The following is a 23,300-nucleotide window of genomic DNA, read 5'->3' as shown; positions in this document are numbered from 1 at the left end:
CCGTGCGGCTCACTTGCGCACCACCACCAGGCCTTTCAGGTACTCGCCCTCCGGAAACTCGATGGTCATCGGATGGTCCGGCGCCGCGCCAAGACGCTCGCTGATGTAGCCGTCCACGCCCGCATCGATGCCGGCAGAGGCCACGATCTTGTGGAACAGGTCGGCGCCGATGCCGCCCGAGCAGGAGAAGGTCAGCAACACCCCGCCCGGCTCCAGCAGCTTCAGGGCCAGGCGGTTGAGGTCCTTGTAGGCCCGCGCCGCGCGCTCGGCATGGGCCACGGTGGGGGCGAACTTGGGCGGGTCGAGCACGATGGCATCGAAGCTGCGGCCCTCGTCGAGAAAGCGGCGCAGCGAGGCATTGACGTCCGCATCCAGGAACTCGGCGCGGGCTCCTCCGAAACCATTGAGGGCCACGTGTGCACGCGCACGCTCCAGCGCCGGCAGCGACGAATCGATGGACAGCAGTTCCGCCCCGTCGAGCGCACCCGCGGCCTTCAGCCCCGCCATCGCCGCCACCGTGAAGCCGCCCGTGTAGCAGAAGCAGTTGAGCACCCGCCGGAAGCGCCGGTGCCGCGCCAGTTCGGCGAAGCGCCCGCGGCTGTCGCGCTGGTCGAGGTAGAAGCCGGTCTTGTGCCCCGTGGCGATGTCCAGCGTGAGCTGCCAGTCGTGCTCGCGGATGGCCAGCTGGGTGGGCCCGCTACCGCGGAGCCAGCCGGCTTCGGGCGCCAATCCCTCTCGCTCTCGCCCGCTCGCGTCGGAACGCTCGTAGAGCTTCTCGAGTGCGGTGGCCGCAAGCAGCGCATCGGCCAGCACGCTCTTCCAGCGCTCGGCCCCGGCCGACAGGAACTGCGCCACCAGCGTGTCGCCGTAGCGGTCGACGATCAGCCCCGGCAGGCCATCGGCCTCGCCGTGCACCAGGCGCACGCCGTCGCTCGGGAGCTCGAAGCGCTCCCGTGCCGCCACCGCGCTCGCTACCCGCGATGCCATGAAGGTGGCATCGATGCGCTGCTGCTCGTCGAAGCTCCAGGCGCGCGCGCGGATCTTGGAATGCGGGCTGAAGGCCGCCCATGCCAGGAAGCGGCCGTCGTCGGTCTCGATGCGCACCGTCTCGCCGGCATCGCCGCCGCCCTTGGCGATCGCCGATTCGAAGATCCACGGATGGCGGCGCAGCAGAGAGCGTTCCTTGCCGGGGCGCAGGCGGAGTGTTTTCATTTCTTGCCGCCCTCTTCTTTCACCCGGGCACGCGGATGCGCCGCATCGTAGGCCTTCGCCAGGTGCTGGAAATCCAGCCGCGTATAGACCTGCGTCGTCGAGATGCTCGCGTGTCCCAGCAGTTCTTGCACCGCACGCAGGTCGCTGCTGGACTGCAGCAGGTGGCTCGCGAAGGAGTGGCGCAGCATGTGCGGATGCACGGGCGCCGCGAGGCCCGCCTTCAGGCTGCGCTGGCGCAGCTGGCGCCAGATGGCATGGGGCGACAGGCGCGTGCCCGTGCGGCCGATGAAGAGCGCCGCGGCGCCGGCCGGATCGCGCAGCCGCGCAGCGGGCAGGGCCGCGCAGTCTTCGCGCCGCGCCAGCCAGTCCGCCAGCGCCTCGGCCGCCTTGGCGCCCACCGGCACGGTGCGCCGCTTGCTGCCCTTGCCGAGCACGCTGGCTTCCTGCGCGTCGAGATCCACCCAGCCGCGCGCCGTGTTGCTCGCGCGCAGATCAAGGCCGGTGAGCTCGCCCACGCGCAGGCCGCAGCCGTAGAGCAGCTCCACGATGGCGCGGTCGCGGGCCTCGGTCCAGGGATCGGCCTCCTCGTCGTGCAGTTGCGCAAGTTGCACCGCCTCGTCGACCGCCAGCGCCTTCGGCAGCGGCCGCGCTGCCTTGGGTGCGTGCACGTCCTGCACCGGGTTCGAGCCGATCCGCCCCTCGTGGCCGAGCCAGCGGTAGAAGCCGCGCCAGCAGGACAGCACCAGCGCGATGCCGCGCGACTCCCGGCCCGCGCTGTGCAGCTGCGCCATCCAACGGCGCACATGTGCGGTCTGCACCTGTTCCAGGGCCAGGCCGGCGGCCGCGGCGTTCTCGATCAGCGTCTCGAGGTGGATCGCATAGAGCTCGACCGTGCGATCTGCCAATCGACGCTCGACCCGCACGTGCTCGAGGTAGCGCTCGACGAGCGGCGATTCAGTGGAGGTATCCATGGGCGGCATTGTTCACGATGGCCAGCGGCTCGCGCAACGCACCCCGGAACGCCATGCCCCAGCGCTGCCAGCAGGTGGTGGGCGCGGCGGCGTACTGCACCTCGAAGCGGCGATCGAAGCCCGCCGCATGCGCCAGCCGCTCGACGCGCCACAGGTGGTAAGGCTCGGATACGACGATCACGCGTTTCACACCCGCCGCCTCGAGCAGCGGGCGCGACATCGCGAGGTTCTCGCGCGTGGACTGCGAGACCGTCTCCAGCAGCAGCGCGCCCTCGTAGCCCGCGGCACGCGCATGCTGCTGCATCACCTCGGCCTCGATGCGGCCGTCTTCCTTGTCCATGCCGCCCGAGAACAGGAGCTGGCGCACGAGGCCGGCGCGCGCCAATGCAACGGCGGCATCGACGCGCCCGGTCAGGCACGGATTGGGCCGACCGTCGCGGTATGCACGGTTGCCGAGCACCAGCGCCACATCGGCCACGCGCGCCGGCGGATGCGCAAGCCGCTTGCGCGCATGCAGCCAGACCGCGACATGGACAGCGGCGTAACCCATGAGCAGCACGACGAGCGCGCCAGTGAGCGCGCGCCGCGCAATCAAGAACGCAGCCGCGACAGCGCCGCCGAGGCCAGCTCGGCGATGCGCTCCAGGAAGTCGGTGCCCATCTCGGCGTTGAAACGATGCGCATCGGGCGAAGCGAGCACCAGCAGGCCGAAGGCCGGCGTCTCGGGGTCGGGCCGAAGCGGGATCAGCGCAATCGACACCGCCGCCTGCGGTTCGGTCAGCCAGCCGGCGACCTCGAAGCCGGCGTTGAGGCCGCAGTAAGGCGCGGTCAGCGAGGTGGCCAGTGCCTTCATGTCCTCGCTCACCTGCTGCGCATAGGGCTCGTGGAGGTAGCTGCTGTCGCAGTCCCAGATCTTGATCGTGACCTGCGGCACGACGAACAGCGTCTCCAGGTCGCTCGCGATCCGCATCGGCAGCGCGCGCGGATCGCGCGTGGTCAGCAGGCCGCGGGTCCAGCGCTGCAGGCGATCGGCGGTGACGACGTTCTCGGTGCCGTGGCGCACCATGTCCATCACGCGGTGCTCCAGCGCCTTGATCTTCTCGCGCAGCATCTCGGCCTGGCGCTCCTGCAGGCTGACGGCGCGGTTGCCGTGCGGGCTGGTGAGCTGCACCTGGGCCAGCAGCTGCGCATGGCGTTCGAAGAAGTCGGGCGTGTTCGAGAGGTAGTTGGCGATGTCGTCTTCGGTGATGGGATTCATGGCGTCTTGGTGGATGGGGTTCATGGGGCGTCGGGGACCTCGATGTCGCCCTCGAACACGGTGACGGCAGGGCCGGTCATCAGCACCGGCGCGCCGTCTCCGGCCCACTCGATGGTCAGCAGGCCGCCACGGGTCTGCACGTCGACCCGGGCGTCGAGCCGCGCGAGGCGGATGCCCGCGACCACCGCGGCGCAGGCGCCGGTGCCGCAGGCCAGGGTCTCGCCAGCGCCGCGCTCGAACACGCGCAACCGCACATGGCCGCGGTCGACGATCTGCATGAAGCCGGCATTCACGCGCTGGGGAAAGCGCGGATGGTGCTCGATGGCCGGCCCCTGTTTCGCGACCGGCGCGGCATCGACATCGGGCACGATCTGGACGGCGTGCGGATTGCCCATCGAGAGCACCGCCACCGACACCTTCGCACTCTCGGCGTGCGTTCCCAGGGCCAGGTTCCAGGTATGCCAGCCGTTGTCGCTTTGCGGGTCCAGGCCGGCGGTGTCGAAAGGCACCCGCTGCGGCTCGAAGATGGGGGCGCCCATGTCCACCGTCACGCGGCCGTCTTCGCCCATCCTCGGCTCGATCACGCCGGAGAGCGTCTGCACCCGCACCTGGTCCTTGTCGGTCAGGCCGTGCTCGCGCACGAAGCGCATGAAGCAGCGCGCGCCGTTGCCGCACTGCTCGACCTCGCCGCCGTCGGCGTTGTGGATCACGTACTGGAAATCGACGCCTTCGGCCGGCGCGGGCCGCACGCTGAGGATCTGGTCGGCGCCCACGCCGAAATGGCGGTCGGCAAGGAAGCGGTACTGCGCGTTGTCAAGGCCGAGCGCGCCGCGGGTCTCGTCCAGAACGACGAAGTCGTTGCCGGCGCCCTGCATCTTGGTGAAGCGGATTCGCATCGCCGGATTATCTGCCGCGCCGCGCAGTGCTTGCGGTCAGCTGCGCAGCCGGTCGAGCGCCCGGTCCAGGAAGCCCAGCCGGTCCTGCCCCCAGAAGCGCTCGCCTTCGAGAACGAAGGTCGGCGAGCCGAACACCCCCTGCTCCACCGCCTCGGCACTGTAGGCGCGATAGGCGGCCTGCGTCTCGGCGGCCAGTTCGAGCGCCTGCAGCGACGCGCCGTCGTAGCCGTTCTCGTCAGCCACTGCAACGCGGACCTCGGCCTCCGAGGTGTCTCGTTCCTCGGCCCACAGCGCGCGCAGCAGCGCATGCGACAGCGGCTGCGCGTCCAGCCCCTTCGACTGGGCAGCGATCACCATCCAGCCGGGGTACTTGTTCCAGTCCGGATCGGCGGGCTGGCCTTTCGGATAGTGAGCGGGCTCCAGCACCAGCGGCATGCCCAGGTAGTCGCGCCAGCGCGCGAGCTCGAGCGCGTGATAGGTGCGGCGAGCCTGCGGCCGCGTCTTGAGCGGGATGCCGCCGGTCTGCGGCACCACGGCCTGGAAGTCGTATGGCTTGAGCGTGAGGTGCACGTGATGGCGGCGCACGATGTCCTGCAGTTGCGGGCCGCCGAGGTAGGCCCACGGCGAGGAGAGGCTGTAATAGCAGTCGAGGGCAATCATCATCTGGATTATCTTCACGCCATGCCCCAGGACACTTCCATCGCCGCATTGCCGCCGGTGCCCCCTCAGTTCACCACGAGCCCGCGCAACGCCGCAGCGCTCGAAGCCCTGGCGACCCAGGCCCGTGCCGACCTCGAACGCATCAACGTTCCGCCTCCCGCCTGGATGCTCCCGGCCGAGGCCGCCACCGACGCGCAGCCGGTCCTCGACGTGCTGGTGGCAGGCGCCGGCATGTGCGGCCAGACGGCTGCCTTCGCCCTGCGCCGCGAGGGCCTGACGAACATCCGCGTGATCGACCGCGCCGCACGCGGCGAGGAAGGCCCCTGGGGCACCTACGCGCGGATGCTCACCCTGCGCAGCCCGAAGCAGGTCGGCGGGCCGGACCTGGGCATGCCTTCGCTCTCCTTTCGTGCCTGGTACGAGGCGCAGCACGGCAGCGACGGCTGGCAGGCACTGCACAAGATCGGCCGCATCGACTGGCGCGACTACCTGCTGTGGGTGCGCGACACCGCCGGCCTGGCGGTGGACAACGGCGTCAGCCTGCGCTCGGTTTCTCACGGCGAAGGCGGCCGCCTGCTCTCGATCGAGCTGGAAAGCCCCGGCGGCCGGCGCGAGACCGTGCGCGCGCGTCAGCTCGTGCTGGCGCTGGGCCGAGACGGCAGCGGCGCGCCACGCTGGCCGGATTTCCCGTCGCTGCGGCACGACGACCCTTTGGCGGCCGGCCGGGTGTTCCACTCGGCCGATGCGATCGACTTCGCAGTCCTCGAAGGCAAGCGCATCGGCGTGCTGGGCGCCGGCGCATCGGCCTTCGACAACGCGGGCAGCGCGCTGGAGGCCGGCGCCGCCGAAGTCCAGCTGTTCGCCCGCCGGCCGCAGCTCCCGCAGGTCAACAAGAGCAAGGCGGCCTCGAGCCACGGCTTCCTGCGTGGCTTCGAGGAGTTGGACGACCCGCGCAAGTGGCGGGTCTACACCTACATCTTCGACGAGCAGGTGCCGCCGCCCTGGGAGAGCGTGCGCCGCTGCGACGCGCATGCGGCCTTCACGCTGCGCCTGGGCACGCCCTGGCTGGACGTCGCGCCCGGCGAAGGCGGGGTGAACGTCGCCCTGCCCGATGGCAGCAGCGAGCGCTTCGACGCCGTGATCTTCGGCACGGGCTTCGACGTCGACCTGCTCGACCGGCCCGAGATCGGCCGCTACACGCCGCTGATCGACACGTGGGCGCGCCACGTGCCCCCCGAGGAGGCGCGGCGCCATCCCGAGCCCGCGCGCTTTCCGTATCTCGGCTCCGGCTTCGAGCTGCGTACCCACGCCCAAAGCTCCCAGGAAACGGCCGAGGCGCTCTCGCGCATGCGCCTCTTCAACTGGGGTGCCACCATGAGCCACGGCGCGCTCGCGGGCGACATTCCCGGCCTCGCCATCGGCGCCACCCGAGTGGCCCAGGCGATCGCGCGCGACCTGTTCGTGGAAGACGCGGACCGCCATTGGGCACGGCTGCAGGCGCATGACGAGCCGGAGCTGATCGCGACCCGCTGGCATGTGCCCGGCGGAAGCGCCGAATGAGCCGTCGCGGAATTCGCTGATGGACACCCGCCAGATGCGCTGCATCCTCGCCATCAGCGAGGCGGGCAGCCTCACGCGCGCGGCCGAGCAGTTGGGCATCGCCCAACCGGCCCTCACCCAGACGCTGAACCGGCTCGAGCGCGAGATCGGCACGCCGCTCTTCACGCGCACGCGGCGCGGCGCGACGCTCACCGAAGCCGGGCTCGCGGTCGTGGACGACGTGCGCGCCAGCCTGGCCCATTCCGACGCGGCGGCCGAGCGCGCACGCGCCATCGCGGCGGGTCGCGCAGGCCGGCTCACGGTCGGCTTCGTGACCCATGCCATTTACGAAGTGCTGCCGCGCGCGCTGCGCCTGCTGCGCGCCGAGCACCCGCGGCTCGAAGTGGTGCTGCGCGAGATGAGCAACGCAGAGCAGGTCGATGCGCTGGCGGGCGGGCGCATCGACATCGCGCTGCTGCACCCGCCTGTGTCGGTCGATGCGCGCGTGAACGAACTGCACCTGGGCGAGGACCCGATGATCGCCGCGCTTCCGGCGAACTTCGAGGTGGCCGAGGACGGCTGCGTGTCCTTGGCCGAGGTCGCGGAGCACGGCCTCGTCTGGTTCCCCGAGCAGCAGATCCCCGCCTTGCGCAGCCAGATGCTGGGCGCAATCCGCCGAGCCGGGCATCCCGTGCAGGTGGTGCAGGACGCGAACCGCACGCTGACCGTGCTGGCCTGCGTGGCGGCCGGACTCGGCTGGTCGCTGCTGCCGCGCTCGGCGCGCGCGCTGCGCCACGAGGGCGTGCGCTATGCCGAAGTGCGCGATGGCGAGGGCCTTCCCGCTTTCGAGCTGTCGGCGATGTGGCTGGCGCGCTCGCGGCCGACTTTCGCCGACGCGTTCGCGCAGAAGCTGGGGCCGCTTCAGTCGAGCTGAAGCTTGTTGTCTTTCGCGAGCCGGCTCCATTTGACGAGCTCGGCGCGGCGGAAGGCATCGAGTTCGACCGGGCCGGCGCCGATCACTTCGGCGCCCAGGGCCTCCAGCCGCTGGCGCACGTCTGCATCCTTGAGCGTCGCGGCGATATCGCCGGAAAGGCGTTCGATCACCGCTGCCGGCGTGCCCGCGGGCACGAACACCGCGTTCCACTCGTACATCTCGTAGCCCGGCAGGCCCGACTCGGCGATGGTCGGCACCTCGGGCAGCGCGGGCGAGCGCGTCCTGCCGCCGATCGCGATCGGCCGCAGCTTGCCTGCCTGGATGTAGGGCATGCCCGAGCCCAGGCTGGCAAAGAACACCGGCACCTGCCCTGCCATCACGTCGGTGAGCGCAGGGCCGCCGCCCTTGTAGGCCACGTGCGTCATGCGCGTCTTCGCCATCGAATCGAAGAGCTCGGCGGCCAGGTGCGGCGATGAGCCGTTGCCGGAAGACGCGTAGTTGATCTCGCCCGGCCGCGCCTTGGCCTGCGCGATCAGGTCCTTGACGCTCCGGATCGGCGCCGCGGGATGCACCACCAGGATGTTCGGGACCTTGACCAGGAGCGACACCGGCGCGAAGTCGCGCAGCGTATCGAAGGGCATCTTGCTGCGCAGCGCCGGGTTCTGCGCATGGTTGGACGCGTCGAGCATCACGGTGTAGCCATCGGCCGGACTCTTGGCGACCAGCTCGCCGCCGATCGCGCCGCCGGCGCCACCGCGGTTGTCGACCACCACAGGCTGGCCGAGCCGCGCCGAGAGCTTCGGGGCGAGGATGCGGGCCACCGCATCCACAGTGCCGCCGGGTGGGTAAGTCACGACCAGGCGTACCGGCTTGGCCGGCCAGCCCTGCGCCTGCGTGGCGAGTGCCGCCAACAGAAGGGCAGCGCCGCCGAAGGCTTGGAGGACGACTCGCCTCAAGCATGAACCATGGGCCATTTCTTGTCTCCTTTGCGCCCTGCCGGGCGCCTCTTGTCGTGCGGTCAGGCGAAGCGGAACAGCGCCGCCGGCGTGTCGACCAGGATGCGACGCCGAGCATGGTCATCCTGCACCCAGTCGGCCAGTGCCTGCCGGGTGGCCCCGAAGTCCGCCAGCGCCTGGTGCTGCGTATGCGGCCAGTCGCTGCCCCAGAGAAGGCGCCCGGCGCCGAGCGCCAGCAGCAGCGCCTGGGCGGCGGCCCGGGCGGCACTGCCGCGCTGGTCGGGCCAGCTGCGGTAGGCCGCGGCCAGCTTGACCCAGACGCGCTGCGTGGTCGCGCTGTCAAGCAGCCATGCGAAGCCCTCATCGTCGGCGAGCACCTCGCCGGGGCGGCCGAAATGGTCGACCACCAGCTTGCAGCCGGCGTCGAGGATGGGCTGGCCGGCACGCCGCAGGTCGCGCGATTCGCGATGCAGTTCCACATGCCAGTCGAGCGCGCGCACCCGCCCAAACAGGCTGCGCCATTCGGCGCTCCCGAAATCGGGAATGGGCAACCCCACCAGGTTGAGCCGGATGCCGCGGACGCCTTGCCGGTCCAGGTCCGCCAGCGCTTCGTCGCCGAGCGTGGGTTCGATGATGACCACGCCGCGCAGCCGCTCCGGACAGGCACGCAGCGCATCGAGCAGGAAGCCGTTGTCGGTGCCCAGGAAGCTCGGCTGGACCAGCACGCCGTGCGACACCGCATGCGCATCGAGCAAGGCCAGGTAGTCGGGCAGGAGGGCGTCGTAGTCCGGCGCATGGCGGTGCACCGGCGCCAGCGGCAGGCCGCGCCGGAACACGTGGGCGTGGCTGTCGATCGCGGTGATCGCGCGGACCGCGCAGGTCGCTGCGATCGGCTCAGGCATAGCGCCGGTCGAGCGCGTCGTACTCGTTCTTGCGCACCAGCGCCTGGCGCTCGGCAAAGGTCGCAACGAGGCCACTCGCCTCGTCGAGCCGGCCGCCGTCGCGCAGGGCCTGCAAGGCCTGTGTCATGCCACGCACGGCGCCCTGGAGCGCGGCGTTGGCGTACAGCACCAGGCCGAAGCCCATCGCACCGAACTCCGCCGCATCCAGCGTGGGTGTCTTGCCGCCGATCACCACGTTGACCACCTGCGGGCAGGCCAGCTCGCGCGGAATGCGGCGCAGCGCGTCCAGCGACTCGGGCGCCTCGACGAAGGTGATGTCGGCGCCGGCCTCGGCATAGGCCGCGGCGCGTGCGATCGCAGCATCGATGCCTTCGATCGCAGCCGCGTCGGTGCGCGCGATCACCAGGAAATCGCCGTGCGCGCGCGCGTCGACCGCCGCCTTCACCTTGCCCAGCATCTCGTCGCGCGCGATCACGGCCTTGCCCTCGAAGTGCCCGCACTTCTTGGGACTGACCTGGTCCTCCAGCTGGATCGCGTTGGCGCCTGCGCGTTCCAGCGTGCGCACCGTGTGCTGCACGTTCAGCGCGTTGCCGAAGCCGGTGTCGGCGTCGACGACGATCGGCAGCTTCACCGCATCCCGCAACGCGGCCGTGTGCTGTGCCAGGTCGCCCAGGTGGACGAAGCCCAGGTCGGGCATGCCGTAGAAGGTGTTGGTGAGCCCCGCACCGCTCAGGTAGACGGCTTCGAAGCCGAGTTCCTCGATGACGCGCGCGGCCAGTGCATTGGCCGCGCCCGGCACGACAAGACCGCGCTTTGCCGCCACCTTCTGGCGCAGCAGCGTACCGGGATGGAGGTCGTCGTTGCTCATCTTCATTCGTCCTTCATGCCGGTGGCCTTGACCACTGCGCCCAGGCGGCCGCGCTCGGCATCGACGAACTGCACGAAGGAGGCGCGCGTCCCGCCGACGGGCTCGATGCCCATGCCCTTGAGCTTCTCGGCGGTGGCCGGCGTCTTCATGGCCGTGTCGATGGCCGCGCTCATCTTGTCGAGGATCGCGTCGGGCGTCCCGTGCGGCGCATGCACGCCGGCCCAGTGGGCGATCCGCACGTCGGGGAAGCCCTGCTCCGCGGCGGTGGTCAGCTGCGGGTAGGCCGAGATGCGCGTCGTCCAGGTATTGGCCAGCGCCTTCAGCTTGCCGCTCTTGAGGTAGGGCAGCGCGACGATGCTGGCTTCCGACGTGGCCTCGACCTGCTTGCCGAGCACCGCGGTGATCGACTCCGAGCCGCTCTTGTAGGGCACCACGTCCAGCTTGGCGCCGTATTTCGTCTCCAGCATGCCCTCGACGAAATGCGGCGTGCTGCCGGTTCCGGCCGTGGCCCAGTGGAAGCCCTGGCCGGTCTTCGAGGCAGCGATGAACTCCTTCAGGTCCTTGTAGGGCGCGTCGGCCGGCACCAGGATCACCGAGGGCGCGAGACCGATCATGCCGACCGGCACCAGGTCGCTGTCCTTGTAGGGCAGGTTCTTCTTGATCATGCTGTTCGAGATCACGCCCGCCGCGCTCACCAGGAAGGTATAGCCGTCGGGCGCACTCTTGGCGACGATGTCCGCACCCAGCGTGGCGCCGGCGCCCGGCTTGTTGTCGACGACGATGGGCTGGCCCAGGGCCTTGGAGGCGCCATCGGCCGCGGCGCGTGCCATCAGGTCGTTGGCCCCGCCGGCCGAGAAGGGCACGACCAGGCGGATCGGCTTGGCGGGCCAGCCCTGCGCGGCGGCGCCGTTGGCGGCGAGAAGAGTGGCAAGGCCGGCCAGCAAGGCCAGACGACGAGAAGGATGCATGAACGGGTCTCCAGGAGTGTGGGTATGCCTGGAAGTATCGGCATGAGCCCGCCCGAACAGAACGCCCCTGCCCGTTGCTTTTGCATAAGCAACGGTTATGGCCGCGGCCGCCCCGACTGCGGCAGAACTAGCCTTCTGACCGGATGCCCCGCATCAGGATCACGCCGCCCAGCTGCGACGTGTCGGTCCGCATGCGATAGGCCAGCGCCTGCGGCGTCCCGGCCTCGCTCTGCCAGCCCGCCTTCAGCAACTGCGTCTGGATTTCGGGAGCGCGCAGGACCTCGCCAAGCGCCGCATTCAGCCGCGCCACCGCCGGCCTGGCCATTCCGGCCGGCGCCGCAAGCGCGGTCCAGATCTCCAGGTCGGCGCCACGCACCTCGGCCTCGCGCAGCGTGGGCAGTTCCGCGAAGAGCGGGCTGCGCAGCGGCGAAGTCACGCCGATGGCCTTGAACTTGCCCGAGGCCACATGCGGCCTGGCGAGCCCGGGCGGCAGCAGCGCCAATTGGATCTTGCCGGCGAGCATGGCCTCGATCACCTGCGGGTTGCCGTTGAAGGGCACGTGTTTCGGCGCAATGCTGGTGCGGGTCTTCAAGAGCTCCATGCCGAGATGGCCCACGGTGCCGACGCCGGGGGTGCCGTACCTGCCCTTGTCGCCCAGGTTGCGCGCCCACAGCAGCAGCTCGGCCGGCGTGTTGCCCACCGCGTCGCCGGAGGCCGCCAGCACCAGCGGGGCAGTGCCGATCAGCCCGATAGGCGCGAAGTCCTTCTCGGGGTCGAAGGGGGTGGCCGGATTGAGCAGCTTGGCGATCGTGAGATTGCCGTTGATCAGGGCGCCGATGGTGTGGTCGTCCCGCGCCTTTGCCACCAGGTCGGCCGCCACGTTACCGCTGGCGCCGGGCTTGTTCTCCACGAGGAACGGCTGGCCCAGCAGCTTGGCGAGCGGCTCGGCAATCGCCCGCGCCGCCAGGTCGGGGGAAGCGCCGGCGGGAAAGCCGACCAGGACGCGGACGGGCTGGGTCGGCCAGGCGCCCGGCGATGCGCTGGCGCGGGGAGCACGCGGCGTCGCCGCCGAAAGAGTCTGCTGAGCCCAGGCGGCACTGCCGCACAGGGAAGCGGCCAGGCCTTGAAGCAGGCGGCGTTTGGTGATCATGAGAAAGCTCTGGGAGTGTTGCACTTGTCGGTAACCGGAAGTTACGCGACCCCTTGCCGCTGCGCAAGACAACCAAATGCTTCACCGGCCGGGCCGGGCCGGGCCGGGCCGGGCCGGCTGCGGTCGGGCGTTAACGCGCCCGCAGCGAGAGCTGAACCGTCGCGCCGTCGACGGTCACCGGGTAGCCGAGGCCATCGGCCAGCGCCTGGAACGCCACGGCATCGATGGCCAGCTTGCGCGGCGCGCGCAGCGCACCGGCTATCGGTATCGGGTCGGCGGACACCGAATCGCCGGGGCTCGCGATGAAGCGCAGGCCCTCGGGTCCGTCCGGCTCGACGCGGATCGCCCCGAGCCGCTGCGTGTTGTCATGCAGGTAGCCCAGCGCGCCCAGCACCATGTAGCGCAAGGCCGCACCTTCCGGAAAGCGCGCTTCGTCCGGCTCGCCGGCGGCCAACGCGTCGTCGAGGTGCAGCCGGATGCCATGGAGTTCATAGGCCGCGCGCATCAGGGACGTGCAGCGCTGCACCAGCGCGCTGCGCGTGATGCCCTCGTCGCTTGCGGCCAGCTCCCAGTCGCGCAGCGATCGAACACCGTTGGCGAGCGCGTCGACCTGCTCGGAGATCGATTGAAACTGGTGTTCCCAGCCCCCGTCGTCGGCCGTCGCGGCCGAGGCTGCGCGATGGCGAAGGAGCAGCAGGCTCATGCGAATCACCGACAGCGGCGCCGCCATGTCGTGGCGAAGTGCCGGCAGGGCGCGCGTGAGCAATTCGTGCCGCACGCCGGCGACGATCCAGCTGCTGGCTCCAGGCGAGGCTTTCACTTTCAATCGATCGTTTTCGGGAATTGAGGGCTCCGAAGTATGGGCGTGCTCCGGAGCTCGGCCATGTAGGAGGAGACCTTCTGCTCCGGCGCTGTCATCCGCTACGAGGCGCGAGGCATGGCGCCGCGCGCCCGGCGAAAAGCCCGCGCGTCGCCTGCGCGTGGCGCCGCGGGTCGAAGCAGGCCGTCATCGGCAGCAACGCCAGGACCACGGCGGCCAGGTACACCCAGGCTGCGCCGAAACCGCCGCTCGCCGCGCGCACCCAACCGGTGGCAAAGGGCGCGAGCGCTGCGATCATGAAGCCGAAGCATTGCATGAAGGCGGCCAGCGCGCCGGCCTCCGCGGGGTCGGTCCGGTGATCGAGCGCGAGGACCATGCACAGCGAGAAGGCGCCGCCGAGCCCGAAGCCCAGCAGCACGACCACGCCCGCGGCCGCGGGCAGTTCCGCCAGCAGGCCGCCGAAGCCGGCGAGCTGCATCAGCAGCAGCGCCGCGAGCCACGCACGCAGATCGCGCCGCCCTCGTGCCAGCACCGGCATCGCGAGTGCGGCCAGCACCTGCGCGGCCGTCATCAGCGCGAGCAGCGCGCCCGCCTCCTGATTGCTCCAGCCCCGCTGCGCAAAGGCAGGCGGGAGCCAGGCGACGAGGCTGGTGTAGCCGCCATTGAGAAGACCGAAGTAAAGGGCCAGCAGCCAGGCCCGCCGGTTGCGCAGGCACTGCGCCAGCCAGCCGCCGCCGGTGCCCCCGACGCCGGCCGGCGCCGTGGCGGAGCGACCGGCCAGCCCCCAGGCCACCAGCGCCCCGAGCGCGGGCAGCGCCCAGACCGCCAGCCCCGCGTGCCAGTCGCCGGCCTCGCGCGCCACCCACGGCGCGCCCACGGCGCCGAGTCCGCCGCCGCCCATGAGCGCGGCCGAGTAAAAACCCATGGCCAGGCCCATGCCCACCGGATAGGCCCGCTTGATGATCGCGGGCATCAGCGCCTGCACCAGCCCGACGCCCAGGCCCGCCAGCACGGCACTGCCGAGCAGCGGTGCCGCGGCGTTCGCCAAGCCGCGGGTCGCGCAGGCCAGCGCGATAGCGGCCAACCCCAGCAGGATCGCTGCGCGCTCGCCGAGCCGCCGGCCCAGCGTGACGCCGGCGAGCGACATCGGCCCCATCGCCAGCATCGGCAGCACGGTGAGCATTGCCGCCTCGCGAAAGTCGAGCCCCGTGGCGGCGCGGATCTCGCCCAGCAGCGGACTGCTGGCCGTGAGAAAGGCGCGCAGGTTGAGCGCGACCGCCACGATCACCAGCGCGAAGCCGAGGCCGCGCCGCGCGTCTGCACTCATGCCGGCACCGCTTCAGGCAGCAGCGTCCCGTCGCGCGCCACGATGCGTCCGCCCGAGACCACCAGCCGCCGCGGCGGGCGGGCGACCACGGCGTGGGCAAAGGTCTGCGCCTCGACCAGCACCAGGTCGGCGCGGCAGCCGGGCGCCAGGCCGTAGGCCTCGAAGCCGCAGCCGCGCGCGCCCGCCCCGGTCACGCAGTCGAGCGCGATCGCGAGCTCGTCGTCGCGCCGCAGGTTGAAGCGCAGGCCGATCAGCATCGCGCGCTCGAGCATGTCGGGCGTGCCGTAGGGGGTCCAGGTGTCGCGGATGCCGTCGTTGCCGCCCAGCACCGTCACGCCGGCGCGCCGGCAGGCCAGCAGCGGCGGCACGGCGCGCGCAGCCGGGGCGCTGGTGATCAGCACCACGCCCAGCTTCGCCATGCGCGCCAGCAGCGCCTCGCATTCGCGCTCGGGCAGGTCGCCCAGGCAGAAGCCGTGGCTGATCGCGACCCGGCCCTGCAGGCCCAGGGCGGCCGTGCGATCGAGGATCAGTTCGAGCGAGAAGGCGCCCATCGCGCCGGGCTCGTGCAGGTGGATGTCGAGCGGCCGGCCGTGGCGCTGCGCGATCTCGAACAGCACGTCCAGCGAACGCACCGGGTCGCCGTCGATCGCGCACGGATCGAGGCCGCCCAGCACGTCGGCACCCCGGGCCAGGGCCTGGCCCAGCAGTTCGGCGGTGCCGGGGCGGCCCAGCAGGCCGGATTGCGGGAAGGCCACGATCTGGATCTGCTGCACCTCCTTCATCGCGTCGCGGGTGCGCAGCACGCCTTCGAGATGGCGCAGACCGGCCTCGGTATCGACGTCCACATGGGTGCGCAGCCGCGTCGTGCCCAGGGCCAGGAAGGCCTTGGCCAGCGCCAGCGACTGCGCCGCCGCGTCGTGGCCGCTGGCCCGGCGAAAGTCGCGCTCGTTGTCGATGCGGTCGACGAGGCGCGGGCCGACCTCGTTGCAGTACCAGTCGAGTCCCCACAGGGTCTTGTCCAGGTGGGTATGGCCCTCGACCAGGCCGGGCAGCAGCAGTGCGCCGCCACCCTCCTCCACCGCGCCATCCGCCGGTGCTTCGAGCGCAGGGCCGAGAGCGGCGATGCGGCCGTCCTGCACGAGCAGGTCGATTGCGGCGCCGCCCCGCGGGCGCACATTGCGAAGCAGCAGCGGGGGCGAAGCATGTGACATGGCAGATCCAAGGAGAAAGAGGAACCGGCCGGCAGCAAGCCAAAAAAGCCGATACTGGATACCGAGATTGGTTAACGATTATTATATTTTTTGGTTAACCAAATTCATGTTAAAGATTGACCATGACTTCGTCAATCCTGGCGAAGCGCGCCCCCGCGAGAGAGCGCCGGTTAATATTTCGGCACGCCTCTCCTGCTTCTTCATGCCTACCGCTCGCAGCCGCACGCCCTCCGCATCTTCCCCCTCACGAACACGCGCCGTGCGCGCGCGCGAGCTTGTGTCAGAGGCTCCCATTGCCGACACGAGCGTGGACGAGCGCGTCTACGCGGCCGTGTCGAAGGCCCTGCTGAGCGGCAAGCTGCGCCCCGGCACGCCATTGCGCGAACGGGCCCTGGCCGACGCGCTGGGCTGCACCCGCGGCGCCGTGCGCAAGGTGCTGGCGCGGTTGGGCACGGAGAAGAAGCTGGTGCTCGAGCACAACCGCGGCGCCTTCGTGCCCAACCCTTCGATCGAGGACATGCGCGGCATCTACCGGGCGCGACGCATCGTCGAGGCCGGGGTGGTCGCCACGCTGTTCGGACAGCTGTCGCGCGAGCAGGGCGCGGCGCTGCGCAAGCATGTCCAGGTGGAGCAGCGCGCCTTCAAGGAAGGGCGGCGCGAAGACGCGATCCGCCTGGCGGGCGAATTCCACCTGCTGCTCGCACGCATGACGCACAGCGAGGAGCTGCTGTCCTATCTTCAAAGGCTGATCGCCAACACCGAGCTCTACAAGGCCCTGTACGACGCGGCCGAGGCCGCGAGCTGCGCGCCACGGGAGCACGGGCAGATCATCGAGGCGCTCTCGGGTCCCTCGCTCGCGCGCGCCCTGGCCGTGTCCCTGGAGCACCTCGACGAGCTGGAGCAGCGCGTGATCGCCGGGGCCGCCGCCGCGCAGCAGGCGCCTGACCTGGCCAGCCTCTTCGCCCCTGGTCCGTAGCGGCCCTCTAGACCCACCCCGCGCGCCGGAAGCGGTAGTACAGGTAACTGCAGAAGCTCGCAATCAGGCCCAGCGCGGTCCAATAGCCGTAGCGCCACTTCAGCTCCGGCATGTGCTCGAAGTTCATGCCCCAGATGCCGGCGAAGGCCGTGCACACGGCAAAGATGGCGGCCCAGGCCGCAAGGCGCTTCGTGACCTCGTTGTCTTCGATGGTGACCATCGACAGGTTCACGCTGATGGCGGTTCCGATGGTGTCGCGCATCGAATCGATGGAGCTGTTGATGCGGCCCAGGTGATCCACCACGTCGCGGAAGTACTCCTGCGTGCCGGCGCAGATCTGCGGCACCCGTCCACCGTGCAGCTTGCTGGTGCCCTCGAGCAGCGGCGCAACGGCGTGCTTGAGCAGCGTAAGACGCTGCTTGAGCTCGTAGAGCTGCTTGATGTTCTCGCGGGCCGAGCCCTTGGTGAAGATGCGCTGCTCGATGGCCTCGAGCTCGACCTCGAAGGCATCGATGACGGGGAAGTAGCGGTCGACCACGGCGTCCATCAGCGCATAGAGCACGAAGCCGGACCCGTTCTTCAGCAGCTCGGGCTCGCGCTCGCAGCGCTCGCGCACCTCGACGAAGCCGTGGTCGCTGCCGTTGCGCACCGAGACCACGTAGCTGCGGCCGACGAAGACGTCGAGCTCGCCCACGGACAGCTCGGAAGTGTCGCCGGCCTGGCCCGGCTCCAGCAGGTGCATCACGACGAACAGCGAGTCCGCGTACTCCTCGACCTTGGGCCGCTGATGGCCGTGCTGCGCATCCTCGACCGCCAGCGGGTGCAGTCCGAACTCTTCCTGCACCTCCGCCAGCTCCTGCGGCGATGCGTCACGCAGCGCGACCCAGACGAAGCAGCCGGGCAGCGAGACGTACTCGCTGATCTCTGAAACGGGAATATCGGCCAGCTTGGTGCCGTTCTCGTAGACGACGCAGTTGATGAGCATGCGAGGGCCAGGGGTGTGAGGGAACAGGACGCGGCATCTTGCCATGCGACGCAACGGAGGGCCGTGGACAGGCCGGGTGCCCTCTGACCCACCCTCGAACTATTTGCGCAACGACTGCAACAGCGGCCCCACGATATCCAGCGGCAGCGGAAAGATGATGGTGGAGTTCTTGTCTGCCGCGATCACCGTCAGGGTCTCCAGGTAGCGCAGCTGCAGCGCCTGCGGCTCGCGCGCGAGGATCTCGGCCGCCTCCGCCAGCTTGACCGAGGCCTGCAATTCGCCTTCCGCATGGATCACCTTGGCGCGGCGCTCGCGCTCGGCCTCGGCCTGGCGAGCGATGGCGCGCACCATGTTCTCGTTGAGGTCCACGTGCTTGATCTCGACGTTGGTCACCTTGATGCCCCAGGCGTCGGTCTGCGACTCCAGCGTCTTCTGGATGTCGAGGTTGAGGCGCTCGCGCTCGGCCAGCAGGTCGTCGAGCTCGTGCTTGCCCAGGACCGCCCGCAGCGTGGTCTGCGCCAGCTGGCTGGTCGCCTCGAAATACCTCTCGACCTGGATGATCGCCTTCTCCGCATCGACCACCCGGAAGTAGAGCACCGCGTTCACTTTCACCGAGACGTTGTCGCGCGTGATCACGTCCTGGCTCGGGATGTCCAGCACCATCACCCGCAGGCCCACGCGCACCATCTGCTGGATGCCGGGGATCAGGATCACCAGCCCGGGGCCCTTGACCTTCCAGAAGCGGCCGAGCTGGAACACCACCGCGCGCTCGTACTCGCGCAGGATGCGCAGCGAGGCGGCGATGAGCAGCACCGCCAACACCATGACGAAAAGCGTGAGCGCAATGCCGAGATTGGAGAACATGTTCAGACCTTCGCGGCCGACTCCTGGCCTTCCGGCGCCACCTGCAGCGCACTGCCCTGCACGCCGCTGACGCGGACCCGCCGCCCCGCGTACAGGTCGCCCGCGCCGGTCACGCGCCAGTAGTCTCCCTGGATGTGCGCCCAGCCTTCGCCGTCTGCGAACTCGACCAGCTCGCCCGTGGTACCCACCAACGTCGTGACGCCGCTGACCACCGGGCGCCGGTTCGCCCTGGCCGCCATCCCTGCGACCACGATGATGAAGAGCGCGGAGACGGCGCTGCTCAGCGCGATCACCCAGAGCGGCACCCCGAAGCCCGGAACGTCGTTGTCGATCAGCAGCACCGCGCCGAAGGCAAAAGCGGCGATACCCCCTAACCCGAGCACGCCGAAGCTGGGCAGGAAGGCCTCGGCGATCAGGAAGGCGACTCCCAGCAGGATCAGCGCGAGGCCGGCGTAGTTGACCGGCAACATCTGCAGCCCGAAGAGCGCCAGCGTCAGGCAGATCCCGCCCACCACCCCGGGCAGCACGAAGCCCGGGCTGGAGAACTCGAACAACAGGCCGTAGATGCCGATCATCAGGAGGATCAGCGCCAGGCTGGGCTCCGTGATCACCGACAGCAGGCGGCTGCGCCAGTCGGCCTCGAACACCAGCAGCTGCGCGCGCTGCGTGGCGAGCCGAACGGAGCCGCGCTCCATCTCCACGTCGCGCCCGTTGACCTGCATCAGCAGGTCGGCCACGTCCTGCGCGACGTAGTCGACCACCCGCTTCGCCCGGGCCTCCTGCGCGGAGAGGCTGACCGATTCGCGCACCGCCTGCTCGGCCCATTCGGCGTTGCGATTGCGCAGCTGCGCGAGGCTTCGGATGTAGGCCGAGGCATCGGACAGGCGCTTGGCCGTCATGGCATCGGCCGTGGGCTCGGCCGCCTTCTCGCTCTTGCCGCGCTGTTCGCCGCTTTCGCTCTTGTCGTCCTTGTTGTCCTTGCCGCCAGGCTTCGGGTCCGCCCGGCCCGGCGTCGGCATGCCGATGGCCACGGGTGTCGCGGCGCCGAGATTGGAGGCGGGCGCCATCGCGGCGATGTGGCTGGCATAGAGGATGTACGTGCCGGCACTGGCGGCCCGCGCACCGCTGGGTGCGACAAAGGTCGCGACCGGCACGCGGGAGACGAGGATGTCCTTGACGATGTTGCGCATCGAGGTGTCGAGCCCGCCGGGGGTGTCGATCTGGAGCACCGCGAGCTTCGCGTCCTTGGCGGCTGCCAGCGCAAGACCGCGCCGCACGTAGTCGGCAGACGCCGGGCCGATCGCGCCTTCGAGCTGCATGAGGACCACGAGCCGGGGCGAAGTGGCCGCGGGAGACCCGGCTTCAGCGCTGGCCGCTGCTCCAGGCGCGCCGCCCGGCCGCCCGAGGGCGCTCACACCGAAGCCCCAGGCGAAAGTACTCCCATACCAAAGGAGGACCAGTCCCATCAACCATGTTCTGGCGGACCTCATGCGGCGGATTCTAGGAGTGGGCTGCGGCGGTGTCATACGCTCGCAAACCCTCGCGCTCCTGCTCAGCCCTCCATGAAAAGGAGCGCGGGGGACTCGAGCGCGGCCCGCACCGCCTGCACGAACTCGGCCGCGAGCTGGCCGTCGATGACGCGGTGGTCGAAGGAGCAGGACAGGTTCATCATGCTGCGCGGCTGCATCGCACCATCGCGCACGACGGGCCGCTGCACGATGCGGTTGACGCCGACGATCGCCACTTCGGGCTGGTTGATGATGGGCGTCGAGGCGATGCCGCCGAGCGCGCCCAGGCTGGTGATGGTGATGGTGGAGCCGCTCAGTTCGTCGCGCGTGGCATGGCCGGCGCGTGCGGCGGCGGCAAGGCGTGCGATCTCGGCCGCGCTCGACCACACGTCGCGCGCCTCGGCGTTGCGCAAGACCGGCACCATCAGGCCGGCCTCGGTCTGGGTGGCGATCCCCACATGCGCCGCACCATGGCGCGTGAGCACGCCGGCCTCGTCGTCGAAGCGGGCGTTGACCTGCGGATGGCGCTGCACCGCCAGCACCACGGCACGCACCAGCAGCGGCAGCAGCGTCAGGTGCGGGCGCTCGCCGGCCCACCGTTCGTTCAGCGTGGCACGCAGGCGCTCGATCTCGCCGACGTCGATTTCCTCGACGTAGGTGAAGTGCGGGATGCGGCGTGCCGACTCCTGGGTGCGCTGCGCAATGCGGCGGCGCACGCCGGTGATGGGCACGGCCTCTTCGTCGTGGCGCTCCACGCCGCTCGGCACCGCTGCGGCCTGTTGGGGCGCGCGCGGCGCACCGGGGTGGCGGGCCAGCCAGGCGTCGAGGTCGGCCTGCACGATGCGGCCGGCCGTGCCGCTGGCCGTGATCTGCCGCAGGTCGATGCCGAGCTCCCACGCACGACGGCGCACCGCGGGCGAGGCGATGGGGCGCTCGCCTGCTTGCGCTTGCGCTTGAGCGCCCGGTGAGGCGAACGCGCGCGCCGGTGCGGGCTTGCGAGCGGCAGGTGCAGGTGCCGGGGCGTTTGCAGGCGCAGGCGCAGGCGCAGGCGCGGGTGCGGGTGCCGGTGCGGGTGCAGGCGCAGGCCCCAGCGTCGGCCCGTCCGTCTGCGTCGCGGTGATCTCGGTACGCCCACCCCCCTCCACCTCGATGCGAATGAGCTCCGCGCCCACCGCGACCAGTTGCCCGACGGTTCCGCCCAGCGCGAGCACCTTGCCAGCCACGGGCGAGGGAATCTCGACCGTGGCCTTGTCGGTCATCACGTCGGCCAGCACCTGGTCTTCGGCCACGGTCTCGCCGGGCTGGACCCACCAGGCGACCAGTTCCACCTCGGCGATGCCTTCGCCGATGTCCGGCACCTTGATCGCGAGTTCGCCCATTCGCTCAGTCCTCCATCACGCGCCGAAAGGCGGCGCCGACACGCGCCGGGCCGGGGAAGTAGGCCCATTCCTGCGCATGCGGGTACGGCGTGTCCCAGCCGGCCACGCGCTCGATCGGCGCCTCGAGGTGGTAGAAGCAGTGCTCCTGCACCAGGGCCGCCAGCTCGGCGCCGAAGCCGCTGGTGCGTGTGGCCTCGTGCACGATCACGCAGCGGCCGGTCTTCTTCACCGAGGCGACGAGCGTGGGCAGGTCGAGCGGCCACAGGCTGCGCAGGTCGATGATCTCGGCGTCGATGCCGGTCTCGCGCGCGGCGGCCTCGCAGACGAAGACCATCGTGCCGTAGGTCAGGGCCGTGAGCGCGTTGCCGGGCCGGAACACCGCGGCCGATTCCATCGGCACCGTGTAGTAGCCCTCGGGCACCTCGCCGAGCGGATGCTGGGACCAAGGCACCAGCGGCCGGTCGTGGTGGCCGTCGAAGGGCCCGTTGTACAGGCGCTTGGGCTCCAGGAAGATGACCGGGTCGTCGTTCTCGATCGAGGCGATCAGCAGGCCTTTGGCATCGTGCGGGTTGGAGGGCATCACCGTGCGCAGCCCGCACACGTGGGTGAACAGCACTTCGGGGCTCTGGCTGTGCGTCTGGCCGCCGTAGATGCCGCCGCCGCATGGCATGCGGATGGTGATGGGAGCGAAGAAATCGCCTGCGGAGCGGTAGCGCAGTCGCGCGGCCTCGGACACGATCTGGTCGTACGCGGGGTAGAAGTAATCGGCGAACTGAACCTCCACGACCGGGCGCAGGCCGTAGGCGCCCATGCCGATGGCCGTGCCGACGATACCGCCCTCGGAGATCGGCGCATCGAAGACGCGCGAGCGGCCGTACTTGGCCTGCAGGCCCTCGGTGACGCGGAAGACACCGCCGAAGTAGCCGACGTCCTGGCCGTAGATCACGACGTTGTCGTCGCGTTCGAGCATCAGGTCCATGGCGGAGCGCAGGGCCTGGATCATGGTCATGGCGGGCATTCGAAAGCCTCCTCCAAGGTGCTGCGCCCGTCTTGCTCCCTCGCCCTCTGTGGGTTGGCTGGGGTGGGGGCACCGGGCCCTTGTTGTTGCATTGCGCCTGGATTGAGGCTGGAGCCGGGGCGTCGTCCCGGCAGCCGAGTCACTTTCCTTTGCTTCGCCAAAAGAAAGTAACCAAAGAAAAGGCGACCCCACTGCGCGTGACCCTTCGCTTCGCTACGGGCAACCTGCGGTGCTCGCTTTTCGCGGGGTCCGCGCAAACTCGCTGCGCTCAAACACGCGCGGCCCTGATCCGCGAAACGCTGCGCTCCTCGGCGCGGCCAGAGGGGATCTGAACTCCAACGCGCCATGGCGCGTCCTTGTGTGGAATGCAGATTGGCGTGAGCCTCGGGTCCTCGCACACGATGACTCTCGCGCACACGCACACGCACACGCTCATGCCCATGCATACACACACGCCCGTGCCGGTGCCGGTGCCGGTGCCGGTGCCGGTGCTCGTGCTCGTGCTCGTGCTCGTGCTCGTGCTCGTGCTCGTGCTCGTGCTCACGATCGAACGCGCACGCATGCCCCTGTTCCAGGCCTCGCGCAGCGAGGCCGTTGGTGGCCGAGCGAAGCAATGGCCCGAATGGTTTCCACTCCCCTCTGCGCGTGCCGAGGAGCGCAGCTTTTCGCGGATCAGGGCCGCGCGTGTTTGAGCGCAGCGAGTTTGCGCGGACCCCGCGAAAAGCGAGCACCGCAGGTTGCCCGTAGCGAAGCGGAGGGTCACGCGCAGTGGGGTCGCCTTTTCTTTGGTTACTTTCTTTTGGCGAAGCAAAAGAAAGTGACTCGGCCGCCGGGACGAACCCCCGGCTCCGGCCTCCGAACAAGCGCAACGTAAAAATCGAAGTAAACGTACAAATCAA

23 protein-coding genes are annotated in these 23,300 nt (G+C 70.1%); 4 read left to right on the top strand and 19 right to left on the bottom strand.

What is annotated here, in order from left to right; translation table 11 throughout:
* Positions 1-9: 9 nt before the first annotated feature.
* Genes G3W89_RS04625 through G3W89_RS04600 form a run of 6 tightly spaced genes read right to left on the bottom strand, consistent with a single transcriptional unit; the run spans position 10 to position 4,999 of the window.
* Positions 10-1,212 (bottom strand): class I SAM-dependent rRNA methyltransferase, encoded by a 1,203-nt coding sequence (locus G3W89_RS04625; RefSeq protein WP_162572991.1) that lies wholly within the window; start codon positions 1,210-1,212, stop codon positions 10-12.
* A complete protein-coding gene (locus G3W89_RS04620) occupies positions 1,209-2,183 on the bottom strand; it encodes a tyrosine recombinase XerC (RefSeq protein ID WP_162572990.1) in 975 nt (324 codons plus the stop codon). Before G3W89_RS04620 ends, G3W89_RS04625 begins: the two co-directional genes overlap by 4 nt.
* Positions 2,167-2,778 carry a YdcF family protein gene (locus tag G3W89_RS04615; protein ID WP_232076327.1) on the bottom strand — a complete coding sequence of 204 codons (612 nt, stop codon included), beginning with the start codon at positions 2,776-2,778 and terminating at the stop codon, positions 2,167-2,169. Before G3W89_RS04615 ends, G3W89_RS04620 begins: the two co-directional genes overlap by 17 nt.
* On the bottom strand, positions 2,775-3,440 hold the full coding sequence (locus G3W89_RS04610) for a DUF484 family protein (protein WP_232076325.1): 666 nt from the start codon (positions 3,438-3,440) through the stop codon (positions 2,775-2,777). The genes G3W89_RS04615 and G3W89_RS04610 overlap by 4 nt, the downstream gene beginning before the upstream one ends.
* 20 nt (positions 3,441-3,460) lie before the next feature.
* On the bottom strand, positions 3,461-4,336 hold the full coding sequence (gene dapF, locus G3W89_RS04605) for a diaminopimelate epimerase (RefSeq protein ID WP_162572988.1): 876 nt from the start codon (positions 4,334-4,336) through the stop codon (positions 3,461-3,463).
* A gap of 36 nt (positions 4,337-4,372) precedes the next feature.
* Positions 4,373-4,999, bottom strand: coding sequence for a 2-hydroxychromene-2-carboxylate isomerase (locus tag G3W89_RS04600; RefSeq protein ID WP_232076323.1), 627 nt, complete (start codon positions 4,997-4,999; stop codon positions 4,373-4,375).
* An 18-nt stretch (positions 5,000-5,017) separates the two neighbouring features.
* Between G3W89_RS04600 and G3W89_RS04595 the strand changes: the two genes are divergently transcribed.
* On the top strand, positions 5,018-6,556 hold the full coding sequence (locus G3W89_RS04595) for an FAD-dependent oxidoreductase (RefSeq protein WP_162572987.1): 1,539 nt from the start codon (positions 5,018-5,020) through the stop codon (positions 6,554-6,556).
* Positions 6,557-6,575: 19 nt separating this feature from the next.
* A complete protein-coding gene (locus G3W89_RS04590) occupies positions 6,576-7,469 on the top strand; it encodes a LysR family transcriptional regulator (RefSeq protein WP_162572986.1) in 894 nt (297 codons plus the stop codon).
* On the opposite strand, the gene G3W89_RS04585 is transcribed toward G3W89_RS04590, so the two are convergent.
* The 8 genes from G3W89_RS04585 to G3W89_RS04550 all read right to left on the bottom strand — a co-directional run bounded on the left by G3W89_RS04585 (position 7,457) and on the right by G3W89_RS04550 (position 15,671).
* Positions 7,457-8,443 carry a tripartite tricarboxylate transporter substrate binding protein gene (locus G3W89_RS04585; RefSeq protein WP_162572985.1) on the bottom strand — a complete coding sequence of 329 codons (987 nt, stop codon included), beginning with the start codon at positions 8,441-8,443 and terminating at the stop codon, positions 7,457-7,459. The two genes, G3W89_RS04590 and G3W89_RS04585, sit on opposite strands and share 13 nt — an antisense overlap.
* Before the next feature lie 44 nt (positions 8,444-8,487).
* The gene (locus G3W89_RS04580; protein WP_162572984.1) at positions 8,488-9,327 is read right to left on the bottom strand and encodes an amidohydrolase family protein; all 840 of its coding nucleotides are present in this window, start codon (positions 9,325-9,327) and stop codon (positions 8,488-8,490) included.
* On the bottom strand, positions 9,320-10,195 hold the full coding sequence (locus G3W89_RS04575; RefSeq protein ID WP_232076321.1) for an isocitrate lyase/PEP mutase family protein: 876 nt from the start codon (positions 10,193-10,195) through the stop codon (positions 9,320-9,322). The genes G3W89_RS04580 and G3W89_RS04575 overlap by 8 nt, the downstream gene beginning before the upstream one ends.
* A gap of 2 nt (positions 10,196-10,197) precedes the next feature.
* Positions 10,198-11,163: a Bug family tripartite tricarboxylate transporter substrate binding protein gene (locus tag G3W89_RS04570; RefSeq protein WP_162572982.1), complete on the bottom strand. Its 966-nt coding sequence runs from the start codon at positions 11,161-11,163 to the stop codon at positions 10,198-10,200.
* Between the two features lie 127 nt (positions 11,164-11,290).
* Positions 11,291-12,313, bottom strand: coding sequence for a Bug family tripartite tricarboxylate transporter substrate binding protein (locus G3W89_RS04565; protein WP_162572981.1), 1,023 nt, complete (start codon positions 12,311-12,313; stop codon positions 11,291-11,293).
* A 130-nt stretch (positions 12,314-12,443) separates the two neighbouring features.
* On the bottom strand, positions 12,444-13,133 hold the full coding sequence (locus tag G3W89_RS04560) for a hypothetical protein (RefSeq protein WP_162577321.1): 690 nt from the start codon (positions 13,131-13,133) through the stop codon (positions 12,444-12,446).
* Between the two features lie 94 nt (positions 13,134-13,227).
* Positions 13,228-14,460, bottom strand: coding sequence for a cyanate transporter (locus G3W89_RS04555; RefSeq protein WP_162572980.1), 1,233 nt, complete (start codon positions 14,458-14,460; stop codon positions 13,228-13,230).
* Positions 14,457-15,671: an amidohydrolase family protein gene (locus G3W89_RS04550; RefSeq protein WP_162572979.1), complete on the bottom strand. Its 1,215-nt coding sequence runs from the start codon at positions 15,669-15,671 to the stop codon at positions 14,457-14,459. Before G3W89_RS04550 ends, G3W89_RS04555 begins: the two co-directional genes overlap by 4 nt.
* A gap of 202 nt (positions 15,672-15,873) precedes the next feature.
* Between G3W89_RS04550 and G3W89_RS04545 the strand changes: the two genes are divergently transcribed.
* Complete coding sequence (locus G3W89_RS04545; RefSeq protein WP_162572978.1) at positions 15,874-16,647, top strand: GntR family transcriptional regulator; 774 nt, start codon at positions 15,874-15,876, stop codon at positions 16,645-16,647.
* Positions 16,648-16,654: 7 nt separating this feature from the next.
* Here the strand turns inward: G3W89_RS04545 and corA are convergent, their stop codons facing one another.
* The 5 genes from corA to G3W89_RS04520 all read right to left on the bottom strand — a co-directional run bounded on the left by corA (position 16,655) and on the right by G3W89_RS04520 (position 22,401).
* Positions 16,655-17,632 (bottom strand): magnesium/cobalt transporter CorA, encoded by a 978-nt coding sequence (corA, locus tag G3W89_RS04540; RefSeq protein ID WP_162572977.1) that lies wholly within the window; start codon positions 17,630-17,632, stop codon positions 16,655-16,657.
* A gap of 99 nt (positions 17,633-17,731) precedes the next feature.
* A complete protein-coding gene (locus G3W89_RS04535) occupies positions 17,732-18,496 on the bottom strand; it encodes a slipin family protein (RefSeq protein WP_162572976.1) in 765 nt (254 codons plus the stop codon).
* Positions 18,497-18,498: 2 nt separating this feature from the next.
* Positions 18,499-19,962: an NfeD family protein gene (locus tag G3W89_RS04530; RefSeq protein WP_162572975.1), complete on the bottom strand. Its 1,464-nt coding sequence runs from the start codon at positions 19,960-19,962 to the stop codon at positions 18,499-18,501.
* A gap of 86 nt (positions 19,963-20,048) precedes the next feature.
* The gene (locus G3W89_RS04525) at positions 20,049-21,383 is read right to left on the bottom strand and encodes a dihydrolipoamide acetyltransferase family protein (RefSeq protein WP_162572974.1); all 1,335 of its coding nucleotides are present in this window, start codon (positions 21,381-21,383) and stop codon (positions 20,049-20,051) included.
* 4 nt (positions 21,384-21,387) lie between these two features.
* Positions 21,388-22,401 carry an alpha-ketoacid dehydrogenase subunit beta gene (locus G3W89_RS04520; protein ID WP_162572973.1) on the bottom strand — a complete coding sequence of 338 codons (1,014 nt, stop codon included), beginning with the start codon at positions 22,399-22,401 and terminating at the stop codon, positions 21,388-21,390.
* Between the two features lie 434 nt (positions 22,402-22,835).
* On the opposite strand from G3W89_RS04520, the gene G3W89_RS04515 reads away from it, so the two are divergent.
* Positions 22,836-23,093: a hypothetical protein gene (locus tag G3W89_RS04515; protein ID WP_162572972.1), complete on the top strand. Its 258-nt coding sequence runs from the start codon at positions 22,836-22,838 to the stop codon at positions 23,091-23,093.
* Positions 23,094-23,300 lie beyond the last annotated feature (207 nt).

The sequence above is a fragment of the Variovorax sp. PBL-H6 genome (assembly GCF_901827155.1).
Lineage (GTDB): Bacteria > Pseudomonadota > Gammaproteobacteria > Burkholderiales > Burkholderiaceae_C > Variovorax.
Note: the sequence above shows the minus strand (reverse complement) of the source record. Positions and strands in the feature narration are given on the sequence as shown.

Coding starts and splice junctions, on each gene's coding strand:
- G3W89_RS04625 (WP_162572991.1), bottom strand. CDS start 1,212: ATGAAAACACTCCGCCTGCGCCCCGGCAAGGAACGCTCTCTGCTGCGC.
- G3W89_RS04620 (WP_162572990.1), bottom strand. CDS start 2,183: ATGGATACCTCCACTGAATCGCCGCTCGTCGAGCGCTACCTCGAGCAC.
- G3W89_RS04610 (WP_232076325.1), bottom strand. CDS start 3,440: ATGAATCCCATCACCGAAGACGACATCGCCAACTACCTCTCGAACACG.
- dapF (WP_162572988.1), bottom strand. CDS start 4,336: ATGCGAATCCGCTTCACCAAGATGCAGGGCGCCGGCAACGACTTCGTC.
- G3W89_RS04600 (WP_232076323.1), bottom strand. CDS start 4,999: ATGATGATTGCCCTCGACTGCTATTACAGCCTCTCCTCGCCGTGGGCC.
- G3W89_RS04595 (WP_162572987.1), top strand. CDS start 5,018: ATGCCCCAGGACACTTCCATCGCCGCATTGCCGCCGGTGCCCCCTCAG.
- G3W89_RS04590 (WP_162572986.1), top strand. CDS start 6,576: ATGGACACCCGCCAGATGCGCTGCATCCTCGCCATCAGCGAGGCGGGC.
- G3W89_RS04585 (WP_162572985.1), bottom strand. CDS start 8,443: ATGGCCCATGGTTCATGCTTGAGGCGAGTCGTCCTCCAAGCCTTCGGC.
- G3W89_RS04580 (WP_162572984.1), bottom strand. CDS start 9,327: ATGCCTGAGCCGATCGCAGCGACCTGCGCGGTCCGCGCGATCACCGCG.
- G3W89_RS04575 (WP_232076321.1), bottom strand. CDS start 10,195: ATGAGCAACGACGACCTCCATCCCGGTACGCTGCTGCGCCAGAAGGTG.
- G3W89_RS04570 (WP_162572982.1), bottom strand. CDS start 11,163: ATGCATCCTTCTCGTCGTCTGGCCTTGCTGGCCGGCCTTGCCACTCTT.
- G3W89_RS04565 (WP_162572981.1), bottom strand. CDS start 12,313: ATGATCACCAAACGCCGCCTGCTTCAAGGCCTGGCCGCTTCCCTGTGC.
- G3W89_RS04555 (WP_162572980.1), bottom strand. CDS start 14,460: ATGAGTGCAGACGCGCGGCGCGGCCTCGGCTTCGCGCTGGTGATCGTG.
- G3W89_RS04550 (WP_162572979.1), bottom strand. CDS start 15,671: ATGTCACATGCTTCGCCCCCGCTGCTGCTTCGCAATGTGCGCCCGCGG.
- G3W89_RS04545 (WP_162572978.1), top strand. CDS start 15,874: ATGCCTACCGCTCGCAGCCGCACGCCCTCCGCATCTTCCCCCTCACGA.
- corA (WP_162572977.1), bottom strand. CDS start 17,632: ATGCTCATCAACTGCGTCGTCTACGAGAACGGCACCAAGCTGGCCGAT.
- G3W89_RS04535 (WP_162572976.1), bottom strand. CDS start 18,496: ATGTTCTCCAATCTCGGCATTGCGCTCACGCTTTTCGTCATGGTGTTG.
- G3W89_RS04530 (WP_162572975.1), bottom strand. CDS start 19,962: ATGGGACTGGTCCTCCTTTGGTATGGGAGTACTTTCGCCTGGGGCTTC.
- G3W89_RS04525 (WP_162572974.1), bottom strand. CDS start 21,383: ATGGGCGAACTCGCGATCAAGGTGCCGGACATCGGCGAAGGCATCGCC.
- G3W89_RS04520 (WP_162572973.1), bottom strand. CDS start 22,401: ATGCCCGCCATGACCATGATCCAGGCCCTGCGCTCCGCCATGGACCTG.
- G3W89_RS04515 (WP_162572972.1), top strand. CDS start 22,836: ATGCCCATGCATACACACACGCCCGTGCCGGTGCCGGTGCCGGTGCCG.